This is a genomic window from Bradyrhizobium liaoningense (assembly GCF_018130785.1).
Taxonomy (GTDB): Bacteria; Pseudomonadota; Alphaproteobacteria; order Rhizobiales; family Xanthobacteraceae; genus Bradyrhizobium; species Bradyrhizobium liaoningense_A.
On record NZ_JAFCJT010000040.1, the window covers coordinates 1 to 13231 of the forward strand.

The window sequence follows — 13231 nt, forward strand, 5'->3', positions numbered from 1 at the left end:
ACGCCTCAAGCTCAAGCGGGCCGGCTGGAACGATGCCTTCCTCTTCGAACTCCTCGGCTACATGCGATAGCCCTGCCCTGGAGGGGAGGGTAAGAGCTAGTCCGTCTCGATCGGCAGTGCCGGATCCCTCGCCCATTCGCCCATGGAGGCATCGTACAGCGTCAGCTTGTCGTAGCCGAGCTGCGTCAGCAGCAGCAGGTCGACCGTCGCTGAGATGCCGCCACCGCAATAGCAGATCACATTCTTGTCGCGCGTGACGCCTTGGGCGACGAATTTCGCTTCGGCATCGGCAAGATTCGTCAGCGACTTGTCGGCATTTGCGAGCGTTGCCGCAGGAACGTTGACGCTGCCGGGAACGCGGCCGGGCCGGCCGTAACGGCTCGGCTCGAGGCCTTGATGAAATTGCGGTCCGAGCGCGTTGACGATCACGGTCGAGGGATCGCCGATCCGCGCCTTCACGGTATTCTTGTCGACGAAGAAGCCTGCGCGCGGTGTGGCCTTGAAGGTCGTCGCCGGATAGCCCTTCGGCGCGCCTGTTACGATTGGCCGGCCCTCGGCCTTCCACTTATCCAAACCGCCGTCGAGCACCTGCGCATCGACGCCGAGCGAGCGCAGCATCCACCAGAACCGCGTCGACCACATCATGGTGCCGATGCTGTAGAGAACGATGGCTTTGGATGCGTCGGCGCCGTGGCGGCCGAAGGCGGCCTCCAGCTGGGGCACTCCAGCCATCATGAAGAACTGTTGCGCGGAGGTGTCGGAGAACTCGCCTTGCAGGTCGAGGAAATCGGCGCCGGGGATGTGGCCGGCCGCGAAGGTCTTGTCGCCGGGGACAGCGCGATACGGCACGTCGCTGCCGGGCGGGACCGGCTCGTTATAGGTCGTGCAATCGTAGAGGCGGAGGTTGGGATCGTCGAGGTGGGCTGCGAGTTGCTCGGTGGTGATGAGGGGTGTCGGTTGAGACATTGTCGCCTCCTCCCTGCTGAGGACACTGTAGCCTTCTCCACCCGTCATTGCGAGCGCAGCGAAGCAATCCAGGCTGCCGCCGCGGAGGGATTCTGGATTGCTTCGTCGCTACGCTCCTCGCAATGACGAGGCTGCGGCAACCTACTGCTTCAGTGTCTCCAGAAACCGCACCGGCTCGCCCTGCGACGGTGTCACGATCTCGCCCTGCCACATCACGCGGCGGCCGCGGATGAAGGTGCCGACGGGCCAGCCCGTGACGCGGACGCCGTCATAGGGGGTCCAGCCGGCCTTCGAGGCCACCCATTTGTTGGTGATGGTCTCGCTGCGCTTGAGATCGACGACCGTGAAGTCGGCGTCGTAGCCGGCGGCAATGCGGCCCTTGCAGGCCATGTTGTAGAGACGCGCGGGGCCGGCGCTGGTGAGATCCACGAACCTTGCCAGCGACAGGCGGCCGGCGTTCACGTGGTCGAGCATGAGCGGCACCAGCGTTTGCACGCCGGTCATGCCGGAGGGCGAGGCCGGATAGGTCTTCTGCTTCTCTTCGAGCGTGTGCGGGGCGTGGTCGGAGCCGAGCACATCGATGATGCCGTGCTCGATGCCACGCCAGATCCCGGCGCGGTGATCGGCGCCGCGCACCGGCGGGTTCATCTGCGCCAGCGTGCCGAGCCGCTCGTAGCATTCGGGCGCGACCAGCGTCAGATGATGCGGCGTCGCCTCGCAGGAGGCGACATCCTTGTGGTCGCGCAGGAATTCGATCTCTTCCTTGGTCGAGATGTGCAGCACATGGATGCGCTTGCCGGTCTCGTGCGCGAGCTTGACCAGCCGCTGCGTCGCCATCAGCGCCGCGGTCTCGTCGCGCCAGACCGGATGCGAGCGCGTATCGCCCTCGATGCGCAGCGACTTGCGCTCGTTGAGGCGGTACTCGTCCTCGGCGTGGAAGGCGGCGCGGCGGCGGATCACCTGGAAGATGCGGCGCAGGCTCTCGTCGTCCTCTACCAGCAGCGCGCCGGTCGAGGAGCCGATGAACACTTTCACACCCGCGCAGCCGGGCGCGCGTTCCAGCACAGGCAGGTCCTGCACGTTCTCGCGGGTGCCGCCGATGAAGAAGGCGAAATCGCAATGCATGCGGCGGTGGGCGCGCTTCACCTTGTCGGTGAAGGTGGCTTCCGTCACCGTGAGCGGCGAGGTGTTGGGCATCTCGAACACGGCGGTGACGCCGCCCATCACGGCGCTGCGCGAGCCGGTCTCGAGGTCTTCCTTCTGCTCCAGCCCGGGTTCGCGGAAATGCACCTGCGTGTCCATCACGCCGGGCAGGATATGCAGACCCTTGCAGTCGATCACCTCGGCGGCGGAGGCCTGCGACAGCGGGCCCAGCTCCGCGATCCGGCCGTTGGTAATGCCGATATCGCGAACACCCTCGCCGTCCTGGTTGACGACGGTGCCGCCTTTGAGGATCACATCGAAGCGCTGGGTCATGGCTGAAGGCCTCTCTCGTCCCCAAGCGCAGGGCTTGAGGTCTTGTCGTTTATGCCTTGCGGGCTTACGTTCCGGAGCAACATGTCGCAAGAGATTTTCGCATGAAATCAGCGTTTCTTCCCGACCGGAGCGTGATCAAGGTCGCGGGCGAGGATGCGCGCAACTTCCTCAACGGCCTCATCACGACCGATGTCGACAGGCTGAAGCCGGGCCTGGGGCGATTCGGCGCACTGCTGACGCCGCAGGGCAAGATCATCGCGGATTTCCTGATCACCGAGGTGCCCGCTGGCCATGGCGGCGGGTTCCTGATCGACTGTCCGAAGGCGCTGGCCGAGGGCCTCGCCACCAAGCTGAAATTCTACAAGCTGCGCGCCAAGGTCACGGTGGAAAACCTCGATCTCGGCGTCCTCGCGGCCTGGGACGGCCAGCTTGCGGCGCAGCCGGACCTTGCCTTCGCCGATCCACGCAATGATGCGCTCGGCTATCGCATCTTGATCCCCGAAGATCTCAAGCAGAAGCTGTCCGACCTCATCGGCGCCGAGCTGGTCGATGCGGCCGGCTACGAGGCGCACCGCATCGCGCTCGGCGTGCCGCGCGGGGGGCTCGACTTCATGTACAGCGATGCGTTCCCGCACGAGACCAACATGGACCGTCTTGCCGGCGTCGATTTCGACAAGGGCTGCTATGTCGGCCAGGAGGTCGTCTCGCGCATGCAGCATCGCGGCACCGCGCGCACCCGCAGCGTCAAGGTGCTGCTCGACGACCTCTCGCCGGAGGCCGGCGTCAGCATCCTCGCCGGCGACAAGGCGGTCGGCACGATGGGCTCGTCGGCGCAGGGCAAGGGCATCGCGCTGGTACGTATCGACCGCGTTGCGGACGCGCTCGATGCCGGCCAGCCGCTCACCGCCGGCGGCCTCACCGTGAGGCTCGCCGAACCCGACGTCGTCCGCATTCCCCTGAAGCAGCCCACCGCATGAGCCGAGCCCCCCGCCTGCATCCCGACGGAAAAACCCGCTGCCCCTGGCCCGGCGAAGATCCGCTCTATGTCGCCTATCACGACACCGAATGGGGCGTGCCGGAATATGACGACCGCGCGCTCTATGAAAAGCTGATTCTCGACGGCTTCCAGGCCGGCCTCTCCTGGATCACGATCCTGCGCAAGCGGGACAATTTCCGCAAAGCCTTCGACGACTTCCAGCCGGAGAAGATCGCGCGCTACAACGACAAGAAGGTCCATGCGCTGATGAACGATGCCGGCATCGTTCGCAACCGCGCCAAGATCGACGGCGCCATCCTGAGCGCGAAGTCGTATCTCGACATCATGGAGAAGGGCCCAGGCTTCTCGAAGCTGTTGTGGGACTTCATGGATGGACGGCCCAAGGTCAACAATTTCAAGACCACTGCGAGCGTGCCGGCCTCGACGCCTTTGTCGGTGCAGATCTCCAAGGAACTGTCCTCGCGCGGCTTCAAATTCGTCGGCCCGACCATCGTCTACGCCTTCATGGAGGCGACCGGCATGGTCAACGACCATCTCGTCGACTGCCATTGTCACGCGAGCTGCGGCAAGACGCAGCGCAAGCCGCGCCTCAAGGCCAAATGACTGCGAAGAAGACGGCACGCGGCGCGGAGTCACGCGCCTGGCAGCGCATGCTGTCGGGCCGGCGGCTCGATCTGCTCGATCCCTCACCGCTCGACGTCGAGATCGCCGACATCGCGCATGGGCTGGCGCGCGTCGCGCGCTGGAACGGCCAGACCACCGGCGCGCACATCTTCTCGGTCGCGCAGCACACGCTGCTGGTGGAGACCGTGCTGCGGCACGAGATGCCGCGCGTCGATCAGCGCATGCGGCTCGCAGCTTTGCTGCACGATGCGCCCGAATATGTGATCGGCGACATGATCTCGCCGTTCAAGGCCGTGCTGGATGGCCATTACAAGGCTGTGGAGAAGCGCCTGCTCGGCGCCATCCACATTCGCTTCGGCCTGCCGCCGGTGCTCTCCGACGAGATCACGCTGGCCATCAAGGCCGCCGACCGCGGTGCGGCCTATCTGGAGGCGACCGAGCTCGCCGGCTTCAGCGATAGCGAGGCGAAGCGCCTGTTCGGCAGGGACCCCGGCCTCCCCGACAGCGTCCGCCGCGACTACCTCACGCCCTGGACCGCGGCGCGGGCCGAGAAGCAGTTCCTGGAGCGGTTCAGCGCGGTGTTCGCGTAGCATCATCCCTTCGTAGGGTGGGCAAAGCGAAGCGTGCCCACCAAACTAGCCGAGATATGCGCGGTGCGAAACGGTGGGCACGGCGCGATGCGCCTTTGCCCACCCTACGAGCGCTCGCTATAATCAGTGGCAAAAAGGTCCGCCATGATCCACGTCTGTTCCCTCGCTGCCCTTCCCGAAACCGTCCGCGTCACCAGGGCCAGCCATGTGCTGACGGTGATGGCCAATGTCGAGCAGGTGGCACGTCCGGTGTCCGTGCTGCCGGCCAACCATCTCAAGGTGTCGATGGACGACATCACCGAGGAGATGGACGGCTTCACCGCACCATCCGAAGCTCATATCGACCAGGTGCTGAATTTCGTGCGCGGCTGGGACCGCAGCGCCCCGCTGGTGGTGCATTGCTATGCCGGCATCAGCCGCTCTACCGCGAGCGCCTTCGCGGCCGTCTGCGCCCTCAATCCGGACCGCGACGAGATCGAGATCGCGAAGAAGATCCGTGCGGCGTCGCCGATCGCCTCGCCGAACCGGCGCATCGTCGGCCTTGCCGACCGCGCGCTGGGGCGCAACGGCCGCATGCTGCGCGCGCTCGACGAAATGGGCCCGGGCGCGATGATGGTGGAAGGCCGCCCCTTCGTGATCGAGCTCGAATGACCGCTACGCGCCACGATGCAGGTGTTGCCGTCATGGCCGGGCTTGTGGCAGCACCTGCGATCATCATCGCATGAGCGACAAGTTCCTCACGCCGATCGAGATCGGCCTGACCGCGGCGATCGTCGCGATCGAGGACCACGAGCCGCTGATCCTGTCCGCGCGCGGCACCGACGGTCTGGCCGGCCTGCCGTTCGGCCCGTTCGATGCGCTCAGCCATCGCACCTTCGAGATCGGCCTGCGCGCCTGGGTCGAGGCGCAGGCGGGCTTGCGGCTCGGCTATGTCGAGCAGCTCTATACGTTCGGCGATCGCGGACGCCATGCGGAGGCCGGCGACATCGGCGCGCATATGGTGTCGATCGGATATCTCGCGCTGACGCGCGCGGTGGGCGGCGAACTCGCAGCGACTGGCGCGAGCTTCGAACCGTGGTATCGCTTCCTTCCCTGGGAAGACTGGCGCGAGGAGCCGCCCGCGATCATCGCCCGTGACATCATTCCGGCGCTGACGTCATGGGCCGAAGAGGAGACGCCCGAGACCACACGCGCACTGCCGCGCCGGGATCGCGTGCGGTTCTATTTCGGTCTCGACGGCGCGCCCTGGGACGAGGAGCGCGTGCTCGACCGCTATGAGCTGCTCTACGAGGCCGGACTGATCGAGGAGGCACGGCGCGACGGCCGCCCTGCGGCATTGGCGCGCAAGGTGCTTCCCGCGCTCGGCACATCCATGCGTTTCGATCACCGCCGGATTCTCGCCACCGCGATCGCGCGGCTGCGTGCGAAACTGAAGTATCGTCCTGTGGTGTTTGAACTTTTGCCCGCCGAGTTCACACTCACTGAGTTGCAGTACACGGTGGAGGCGATCTCCGGCCGGCACCTGCACAAGCAGAATTTCCGCCGCCTGGTCGAAACCGAAGCCCTGGTCGAACCGACCGGGGTGATGTCGACACAGACAGGCGGACGGCCGGCGGCGCTCTACCGCTTCCGCCGCGACGTGCTCCAGGAGCGACCCGCGCCGGGCTTGCGCGTCCGCTCCCGGCGCTAGATCCTGGATTTGCGTGACCGGCCCCTGCCCGCCGGTTGCCTGGAGGCTTCATGTTCGACGGCCCGTTTGACGTCTTTGCGCTGATCATTGCGATCATCGCCTTCCTGGTCGCGATCAAGGCTTCCAGCCAGGCTGCCGAGCTGCGCCGCCGGCTGAGCTCGCTCGAAGAAACGTTTTACGCACAGCGGCAGGTTCAGCCGCCACCGTTGATGCCTGCGCATGTGCAAGCTGAAGCGCCCGCAACAACTTCCGCAGAACCGCCGCCGCTTGCGCCCGAAGCCGAGACGGCGCCGCCACCTCTCGTCGCCGAAGACGTTGCGCCGCCCCCGCTCGAAGCGAGCACCGGCGCCGACGCACCGCCGCCTTTGCCCGCGCCAGCACCCGGCTTCGAGGAGCGGCTCGGCACGCGCTGGGTGGTATGGATCGGCGGCCTTGCGCTCGCACTCGGCGGCTTCTTCATGGTGCGCTATTCGATCGAGGCCGGCCTCGTCGGCCCCGGCGTGCGCGTGTTCCTCGGCGGCCTGTTCGCAACCGCGCTGCTCGGCGCCGGCGAATGGTCGCGGCGCAAGGAGAGCATCTCCAACATCCAGGCGCTTCCGATCGCCAATATCCCCGCGATCCTCACCGCGGCCGGAACGGCCGTAGCGTTCGCGACCATCTACGCCGCCTACGCGCTCTATGGCTTCCTCGTGCCCGCCACCGCTTTCGTGCTGCTCGGCCTCGTCGCGCTCGGCACGCTCGCGGCGGCACTGTTGCATGGGCCCGCACTCGCGGGCCTCGGCGTGGTCGGCGCGTTCGTGACGCCGATCCTCGTCTCCAGCGGCAAGCCGGATTATTGGGCGCTCTACATCTATCTTGCGATCGTCACCGCCGCGAGCTTCGGCCTCGCGCGCATCCGGCTGTGGCGCTGGCTCGCGGTCACGACCATCGCCTTCGCCATGCTCTGGATCTTCCCGGGGCTCGATACCAGCGAGCTGCAGGTCGCACCGCACGTCTTCCACGTCATCGCGGGTTTCGTGCTCGCCGCCCTCCTCGTCGTCTGCGGCTTCATGTTCGGCCCCACGATAGAGGACGGGGAGATCGAGCCGGTCTCGTCGAGCTCGCTCGGCGCCTATCTGTTCGGCGCGATGCTGATCGTGCTGTCGAGCGCGCATGCGGACCTTGCGCTGATCGCCTTCGCGCTGCTCGTCGGCGGGACGCTGGTCGTCGTCTGGCGCGCGCCGGCGGCGACCGGCGCGCTGGGCGCGGCCGCAGCGACCGTCTTCATCGTGTTCGCCGAATGGGCGGTGCGCGCCAATCCCGACATGCTGGTGCTGCCGGGCGGTCCGATGCCCGGCGTCGGGCCAACGGCGATCGACAGCTCGGTGACGCTGCATCTGGTGATGGCCGCAATCTTCGCTGCCGGCTTCGGCATCGCGGGCTTTCTCGCGCAGGGCCGCTCGAACTCGGCGGTCATCCCGGTGGTGTGGTCGGCGGCAGCGGTTGCGACGCCGATCGCGATCCTCGTTGCGCTCTACGCACGCATCGCCCATCTCGACCGCTCGATCCCGTTCGCGATCCTCGCGGTGCTGCTTGCCGCCGCCTTTGGCGCAGCGACCGAAGCGCTGGCGCGCCGCGACAATCGGCCGGGCGCTGCGACCTCCGTCGCGCTGTTCGCGACCGGCACGCTCGGCGCGCTGGCGCTGGCGCTGACCTTCGCCCTCGAAAAGGGCTGGCTCACCATCGCGCTGGCGCTGATGTCGCTCGGCACGGCCTGGATCTCGTTGCAGCGGCCGATCCCGGTCCTGCGCCGGCTCGCCGCCATCTTTGCCGCGATCGTGACCGCGCGCATCGGCTATGATCCGCGCATCGTCGGCGATGCCGTCGGCACCACGCCGATCTTCAACTGGCTGTTGTGGGGCTACGGCCTGCCGGCGGCCTCGTTCTGGGGCGCGAGCATCTTCCTGCGCCGTCGCGGTGACGATCCGCCGCTGCGCATCGTGGAGACCGCCGCGATCCTGTTCACCGCGCTGCTGGCCTTCATGGAGATCCGGCATCTTGCCACCGGCGGCCGCATGACGTCGGCCCCCTCGCTGCTCGAATTTGCCCTGCAAGTCTGCGCCGCGCTCGCCATGGCGATCGGGCTGGAGCGGCTGCGGCTGAGGAGCCACAGCATCGTTCACAATGTCGGCGCGGTCGCGCTCACTGCGATCGCCGGGCTCATCAGCGTGTTCGGCCTGCTGATCCTGGAGAATCCGTGGCTGCTCTCCAGCGTCAATGTCGGAGGTCACGTCTTCAACCTGCTGCTGCTCGGCTACGCTCTCCCGGCCGTGCTGATGCTGCTGCTGTCCTATGCGGTGGCCGGACATCGCCCCGTCGCCTATGCGAACACAATGGCCGGCGGTGCGCTGGTGTTCGCGCTCACCTATGTGACGCTGGAGATCCGCCGCTTCTATCACGGCCCGGTCCTGCTTTACGGCGCCACCACGGGCGCGGAGCAATACACCTATTCGATCGGCTGGCTTGGCTTCGGCGTGGTGCTGCTCGGCGTCGGCATTCTCGTCAACTCCGAGCGGGCACGGCTGGCGTCAGCCGCGGTGATCGCGCTGACGATCCTGAAGGCCTTCGTGATCGACATGTCGACGCTGACAGGCGTCTACCGCGCGCTGTCGTTCATGTGCCTCGGCATCGTGCTGGTCGCAATCGGCTGGCTCTACCAGCGCATCCTGTTCCGGCGACAGGTCGCACCGCCGCCGGCTCCGCAGGCGAGCACTTGATGATCAGGCCGCGCGGACCGACTCCAGGAACTGCGCGACCTCGACTTTGAGTCGCGTGCTGTCGGTCGCCAGCGATTTCGCTGCCGACAGCACCTCCGTCGACGCCGAGCCGGTCTCGATCGCACCGCGCTGCACGTCCGTGATGTTCATCGAGACCTCCTGCGTGCCGACCGAAGCCTGCTGCACGTTGCGCGAGATCTCCTGCGTGGCCGCGCCCTGCTCCTCGACAGCGGCTGCGATGGCCGCCGACACCTCGGACAGCCGCTCGATGGTGCCGCCGATCTCCTGGATGGCGCTGACGGATTCCTGCGTCGCGGCCTGGATCCCGGAGACCTGCGCCCCGATCTCGCCGGTCGCTTTCGCGGTCTGCTCGGCCAGCGCCTTGACCTCGGAGGCGACGACCGCGAAGCCGCGGCCGGCTTCACCGGCACGCGCCGCCTCGATGGTGGCGTTGAGCGCCAGCAGATTGGTCTGACCGGCGATGGTGTTGATCAGCTCGACCACGTCGCCGATGCGCGATGCCGCCTGCGACAGCGCGTTGACGCGGTCGTTGGTCCGCGTGGCCTGCTCGACGGCCTCCGCGGCCATCCGCGCCGAATCCTGCACTCGGCGGCTGATCTCGGTGATGGAGGATGACAGTTCCTCCGAGGCGGACGCAACCGCCTGGACGTTGGTGGAGGCTTCCTCGGACGCCGCAGCGACCACGGTGGCAAGCTCCTGTCCGCGCTGCGCCGTGTTGGTCAGCGTGGTCGCGGACGCCTCGAGCTCGGTCGAGGCCGACGACACGGTGCCGACGACCTCGCCGATCATGGCCTCGAACTTGCGGGTGATGGCGTCGACGCGGCGGCCGCGCTCGATCTTGGCCTCGGCGTCGGCCGCGGCAGCCTCGTCCGCCGCCTTCTTGGCGATCAGCGCCTCCTTGAATATCTGGAGCGCATCCGCCATCGAGCCGATCTCGGTCTTCTCGCCACGATGCGGCACCTCGGCGGAGAGGTCGCCTTCGCCAAGCGACTGCATCGGACGGATGATCGAGGCAATCCCGCGAGAAACGTCACGCACGAGATAATAGGCGGCACCGATCGCGATCACGACCGAGAACACGATGATGCCGACCAGCACGCGGAAGATCGTGGCGTAGCTGTCGGCCGCCTGCTTCGTCTCCAGCTCGGCGCCCCGGTTGTTCATCTCGATGCCCTTCTGGAGCAGCGGGTCGGCGGCCTGGGCCATCTTCGCGACCTTGGTCTGCAACAGCTCGTTGGCATCGGTCGGGAAGCGGCCGACGCCCTTGCGCGACAGCGCCATGACCTCCTGCACCCCGTTCAGGTATTCCGCCCATGCCCTGGCCCATTGCTCATAGAGCGAGCGCTCCTCGGCGGAGGTGATCAGCGGCTCGTAGACCCTGCGGGTCTGGTCGATGCGCGCCTGCAGCGAGGCGAGGCGCTTTTCGGCAGCTTCCTTGCCTTCAGCCGTGTCCTGCATCAGGTGCAGGCGGAGCGCGACGCGCAGCTCGTTGATGTCGGCGCGAAGCGACCCAAGCGCACGCACGCTCGGCAACCAGCTTTCCGCGATCTCGACGGTGTGAGAATTGATATTCTGCATGGTGCCTATCGCCGTCACGCCGATGCCGGCGAGCGACAGCACGAGGACCGACAACACAGTCAGAAGCTTGAACACGATCGACAACTTCGACATCACAGCAAATCCCGATGAGACCTAGCAACGCACAAATCACCTGCGCCGCCATCGTCACGACGGACGACAGGGCGGAAGTCAGTTCAACAATGCTGGCTGGTTCTTATCCCGTAAGATTGCGCGCATAGTTGCAAACAGGCGTTAACAGGAACCTACGTGGAACTACGGAATTCGCTATCGCCGACGTCATATGTTCGGCAATCACGCGTTGCAGCGCACCGAATATCGCGCAGCCACACCAGCGCACCGCGATGCGCGGTTCGAACAAGGCGGCTGACGACCTCACGCCGCCCGCACCGACTCCAGAAAGCGCGCGACCTCGTGCTTCAGCCGGTTGCTCTCCTGCGAGAGCGATTGCGCCGCCGAATGAACCTGGGCCGACGCAGCCCCGGTCTCGCCGGCGCCGCGCTGGACGTCGCCGATATTCGCCGACACCTCCGAGGTGCCGTGCGCAGCATGCTGGATGTTGCGGGAGATTTCCTGCGTGGCGGCGCCCTGCTCCTCCACTGCCGCGGCGATGGCCGAGGAAATCTCCGACATCCGTGCGATGGTGTCGCCGATCTCCTTGATCGCACCGACCGAGTCCTGCGTCGCGGTCTGGATCGCGCCGATGTGCTGGCTGATCTCGCCCGTGGCCTTCGCGGTCTGCTCGGCGAGTGCCTTCACTTCGGTCGCGACAACCGCAAAGCCCTTGCCGGCTTCGCCCGCCCGTGCCGCCTCGATCGTGGCATTCAGCGCCAGCAGATTGGTCTGGCTGGCGATAATGTTGATCAGCTCGACCACGTCGCCGATGCGACCTGCCGCCTTCGTCAGTTCGGCGACGCGCGAATTGGTGCGCTGGGCCTGCTCCACCGCGACGTCGGCAACGCGCGAGGATTCCTGCACCTGCCGGCTGATCTCGGAGATCGAGGTGGTCATCTCCTCGCTGGCCGAGGACACCGACTGCACATTCGCGGACGCTTCCTCCGAAGCCGCGGCCACCGCCGTGGCAAGCCCGTTACCGCGCTCGGCGGCCTGTGTCAGCGTGTTGGAGGACGCCTCGAGCTCGGTTGCCGCCGATGACACCGTGTCGATGACTTCGCCGACCGCGCCTTCAAACACATCGGCAAGACGCTGCATATCCGCCCTGCGCCGTTCGCGCCCGCGTGCGTCAGCTTCGGCCTGCTCGGCGCGCAGACGTTCGGCCTCCGCCATATTGGTTCTGAACACCTCGACCGCACCGGCCATCTCGCCGATCTCGTCCTTGCGCCCGACGCCGGGAATGGAGATCGAGAGCTCGCCGCGTGCAAGCCGCGTCATCGCACCGACCATGCCGGTCAATGCCTTCGAGATCGAGCGTCCCAGGAAGAAGCCAACCACGGCGAGCACGACGACGGTGACGGCGAAGGCAATCATCATCCACAGGCGTACCGCATCGCGCGTTGCGGCTTCCGCGGCGTCGGCCTGCTTGTACATTGCGTCGACGGCGATCCGCACCTCGACCATGGAGGGTTCGAGCTCGCGGAATGTCTTCATCATGCTGGCGTCCAGCGCAGCGCCCTGCTGCGCGGTCTCGGCCCAGGCCGCGAACTCGGACTGGTACTTCTGGAGCTTGGCCGTGATGTCGTTCATCACCGCTGTCGGAACTGCGACCACCTCGATCGCCTTGGAGAATTCGACCGCGGCCTTCTTCACTTCGGCAATATATTTGGGGTCGCGTCGCAGCATGAAGTCCTTCTCGTGCCGGCGCATCATCAACATCCAGCTCGTCGTTCTGGGATCGTCGATCTCCTTGAGCTTCACCTCGATGTCGTGCACGGCGGCGCGGAGCGAGTCGGACAGGCCAAGCGACTCGTTCAGCCCTATTCTGGTCTCGGCCACGACGAGCGCCTTGAAATCCTCGGCATAGCGTTTGAAGCCGTCATGCGCCTGCCTGGTCTTGTCGGACAGCGCGCTCATGCCGCCGACCGCCATCAACCGCTCGACCTCGTCGAAATCGCGGTTGATCGGTCCCATCAGCTCGGCATGGGCCTTGGCGTAGCTTTCGTTGCGGCGCTGCTGAAAATTCTTCTCGCTGCGGCGCGCCTCCAGCATCTCGATCGTGAGCTGCTTGTTGAGGTCAGCGATCGCGCGGGCGCGGTTGGCAACGGTGCGGGAGGCGTCCTGAGAGAGGCTGCCGATCTCGTAGATCGCGCCGAAGACGATGAGACCGACAAGGCCGAAGAGACCGATCGCCATGACCTTGTGGGTGAGGCGTATGGAAGAGCCGCTCATTGAATGTGCTCCGATACGTTCGATACGCAATAAAGGAAGGGCGACTCGGCACCCGAATATTGCGAGATCATGACTGCATCGGTTTTCCGGAAGGTTAACCGTGCAGGCCTTCTCTCCGCAGTATCTGCCGCGACGCATTGCGAACCGCCGCGCGTCCTCGCGCGGCGGTTGCAGTGGGCGGATGATT

Annotated in this window: 10 protein-coding genes; 6 read left to right on the top strand and 4 right to left on the bottom strand. The window is 66.3% G+C overall.

All coding sequences use genetic code 11. The features are described 5' to 3' along the window. Window positions 1–96: 96 nt before the first annotated feature. Window positions 97–966 (bottom strand): sulfurtransferase, encoded by an 870-nt coding sequence (locus JQ627_RS37520; RefSeq protein WP_212489355.1) that lies wholly within the window; start codon window positions 964–966, stop codon window positions 97–99. A 141-nt stretch (window positions 967–1107) separates the two neighbouring features. Beyond that, window positions 1108–2442 carry a dihydroorotase gene (locus JQ627_RS37525; RefSeq protein ID WP_212489356.1) on the bottom strand — a complete coding sequence of 445 codons (1335 nt, stop codon included), beginning with the start codon at window positions 2440–2442 and terminating at the stop codon, window positions 1108–1110. 101 nt (window positions 2443–2543) lie between these two features. Here JQ627_RS37525 and JQ627_RS37530 point away from each other — a divergent pair, with 101 nt between their 5' ends. From JQ627_RS37530 to JQ627_RS37555, 6 genes are all read left to right on the top strand, one after another. Continuing rightward, window positions 2544–3419, top strand: coding sequence for a folate-binding protein YgfZ (locus JQ627_RS37530; RefSeq protein WP_212489357.1), 876 nt, complete (start codon window positions 2544–2546; stop codon window positions 3417–3419). Further along, on the top strand, window positions 3416–4042 hold the full coding sequence (locus JQ627_RS37535; protein ID WP_028158167.1) for a DNA-3-methyladenine glycosylase I: 627 nt from the start codon (window positions 3416–3418) through the stop codon (window positions 4040–4042). The genes JQ627_RS37530 and JQ627_RS37535 overlap by 4 nt, the downstream gene beginning before the upstream one ends. Further along, window positions 4039–4653: a YfbR-like 5'-deoxynucleotidase gene (locus JQ627_RS37540; RefSeq protein WP_212489358.1), complete on the top strand. Its 615-nt coding sequence runs from the start codon at window positions 4039–4041 to the stop codon at window positions 4651–4653. The genes JQ627_RS37535 and JQ627_RS37540 overlap by 4 nt, the downstream gene beginning before the upstream one ends. A 144-nt stretch (window positions 4654–4797) precedes the next feature. Next, window positions 4798–5304, top strand: a complete 507-nt coding sequence (locus tag JQ627_RS37545) for a tyrosine phosphatase family protein (protein WP_212489359.1) — start codon at window positions 4798–4800, stop codon at window positions 5302–5304. Window positions 5305–5374: 70 nt separating this feature from the next. Continuing rightward, on the top strand, window positions 5375–6343 hold the full coding sequence (locus tag JQ627_RS37550; RefSeq protein WP_212489360.1) for an NrtR DNA-binding winged helix domain-containing protein: 969 nt from the start codon (window positions 5375–5377) through the stop codon (window positions 6341–6343). Window positions 6344–6393: 50 nt separating this feature from the next. Continuing rightward, window positions 6394–9099 carry a DUF2339 domain-containing protein gene (locus JQ627_RS37555; protein ID WP_212489361.1) on the top strand — a complete coding sequence of 902 codons (2706 nt, stop codon included), beginning with the start codon at window positions 6394–6396 and terminating at the stop codon, window positions 9097–9099. 3 nt (window positions 9100–9102) lie between these two features. Here JQ627_RS37555 and JQ627_RS37560 read toward each other — a convergent pair whose 3' ends face one another. Both JQ627_RS37560 and JQ627_RS37565 read right to left on the bottom strand, forming a co-directional pair. After that, a complete protein-coding gene (locus tag JQ627_RS37560) occupies window positions 9103–10791 on the bottom strand; it encodes a methyl-accepting chemotaxis protein (protein WP_212489362.1) in 1689 nt (562 codons plus the stop codon). A gap of 282 nt (window positions 10792–11073) precedes the next feature. Next, a complete protein-coding gene (locus tag JQ627_RS37565) occupies window positions 11074–13044 on the bottom strand; it encodes a methyl-accepting chemotaxis protein (protein WP_212489363.1) in 1971 nt (656 codons plus the stop codon). Between the last annotated feature and the right edge of the window lie 187 nt (window positions 13045–13231).